This is a genomic window from Caballeronia sp. (genome assembly GCF_049581465.1).
Classification (GTDB): domain Bacteria; phylum Pseudomonadota; class Gammaproteobacteria; order Burkholderiales; family Burkholderiaceae; genus Caballeronia.
Genome location: NZ_JBAUSA010001023.1, coordinates 1 through 1,833 on the forward strand (window position 1 = coordinate 1; position 1,833 = coordinate 1,833).

Annotated in this window: 1 protein-coding gene and 1 pseudogene; both read right to left on the reverse strand. The window is 60.8% G+C overall.

Annotation, left to right across the window (positions count from 1 at the left end; genetic code table 11):
* Window positions 1–99: 99 nt before the first annotated feature.
* Entirely contained in the window at window positions 100–1,248 is a 1,149-nt protein-coding gene (gene ssuD / locus WCA53_RS24980) for an FMNH2-dependent alkanesulfonate monooxygenase (RefSeq protein ID WP_423916731.1), read from the reverse strand.
* Window positions 1,249–1,506: 258 nt separating this feature from the next.
* A pseudogene (locus tag WCA53_RS24985) lies at window positions 1,507–1,833 on the reverse strand (sulfonate ABC transporter substrate-binding protein); the annotation flags it as partial.

A 1,833-nucleotide genomic window follows, 5' to 3' on the forward strand; every position in this document is an offset into this window, starting at 1 on the left:
GGACTGGCACGAGCCACGGCACGATCGGGCCGGACATACGACGGACTGCAGAGTTTAGATTCATGGTCATTCCAGGCGCATCGGGAAAAATAGAGCCGGTCAGCTTTGTGACGCGCGTGGCGCATACGACGTACCGACAATCTCACCGAACGGCCCGGACAGCGGTCCCGACACACGTTCTTTCTGTTCGCGGGGCAACAGGGGGAACACGAGTTCCGCGAATCGATACGACTCTTCCAGATGCGGATAGCCGGACAATATGAACGTGTCGATACCCAGGTCGGCATACTCCTTCATCAACCCGGCAACCTGTTCCGGATTGCCTACTAGCGCCGTGCCGGCACCGCCGCGCACGAGTCCGACGCCCGCCCATAAATGCGGATAGATTTCGAGCTTGTCACGCTGGCCGCCGTGCAATGCCGCCATGCGCCGCTGGCCTTCCGAGTCCATCTTTGCAAAGGACGCCTGCGCGCGCTGGATGGTTTCGTCGTCGAGCTTGCTAATGAGCTTGTCGGCATCGGCCCACGCCTCCGCCTCCGTTTCCCGCACGATCACATGCATGCGAATCCCGAACTTGATCTTGCGACCCTTTGCGGCTGCACGGGCGCGAATGTCGGCGAGTTTCTTCTCGACTTCGGCGGGCGGCTCGCCCCAGGTCAGATACGTGTCGATATGGTCTGCCGCGATTTCGTGCGCAGCGGGCGACGAACCGCCAAACCACAGGGGCGGATGCCCCTTTTGAACCGGCGGATAGAGCATTTTGCCGCCCTTCGACTGCAGGTGCTTGCCGTCGAAATCAATCGATCCGCTTTCGTGCGACGACTCCAGCAAGCCGCGCCAGATCTGCAGGAATTCATCGGTAATTTCGTAGCGCGTGTCGTGGTCGTTGAACACGCCGTCGCCGGCCAGTTCGACTGGGTCCCCGCCTGTCACGACATTGATTAGCAGGCGGCCGCCTGACAGGCGATCGAACGTTGACGCCATGCGGGCCGACAAAGCAGGCGATGTCAAACCGGGACGGATCGCGACGAGGAACTTGAGCCGGCGCGTGGCGGGAATCAGGCTGGACGCAACGACCCACGCGTCCTCGCAGGAACGGCCCGTCGGCAGCAGGACACCCTCATAGCCGAGCGTATCCGCGGCGACGGCGATTTGCCGAAAGTAATCGTAGTCGGCCGCGCGAGCGCCTTGCGTAGTACCGAGATAACGGCTGTCACCGTGGGTGGGAATGAACCAGAAAACATTCATTTGATGTCCTGCATGAGCGGAGTTGATCGGGGATAGTGCGTGGCGCAAAGCGCGGGGACGCAGGAACGCGATGTCCCTTGACGGGACTACCGCCGCGCCGGTCAATCGCGCATGCGGTATGCGTCGGGCGTCCTCATCGTCAAAACATCTTAGCGATGCACCCTTGCCTTCAAAACGATTAATTTGATCTAAGGTTTCCGGCAAATCTGCTTACGCGTCTTTAACGTCGCTGCAGCGCAATCTCTGCCATCGAGTCCGCTAGGTCAGGTTCCAGCGGGCGTCGCTCACGGCGAATTTCTTGGGGATCAGCTTGAGATCCGCGAACGTATCCGCGATCTGCTGTTGATACTGAAGCGTGCCGTTAGTAATCGGCTGTACCCCGTAGGAGGTGCGTCTTAACGCGAGTTCGAGCGTCGGCTCGTCAAGCCCCACCAGCGGCGACAACAGCTTCGCGGCCTCTGGCACGTTGTCGCGGCTCCATCGGTCCACGGAATCAAGTTCTTCGAGCAGCGCGTGCAAGAGCTGGGGTTGCGCGGTCGCGAACTGGCGTGTCGCCAGGTAGTACTGCGTGTTGCGCACGAGGCC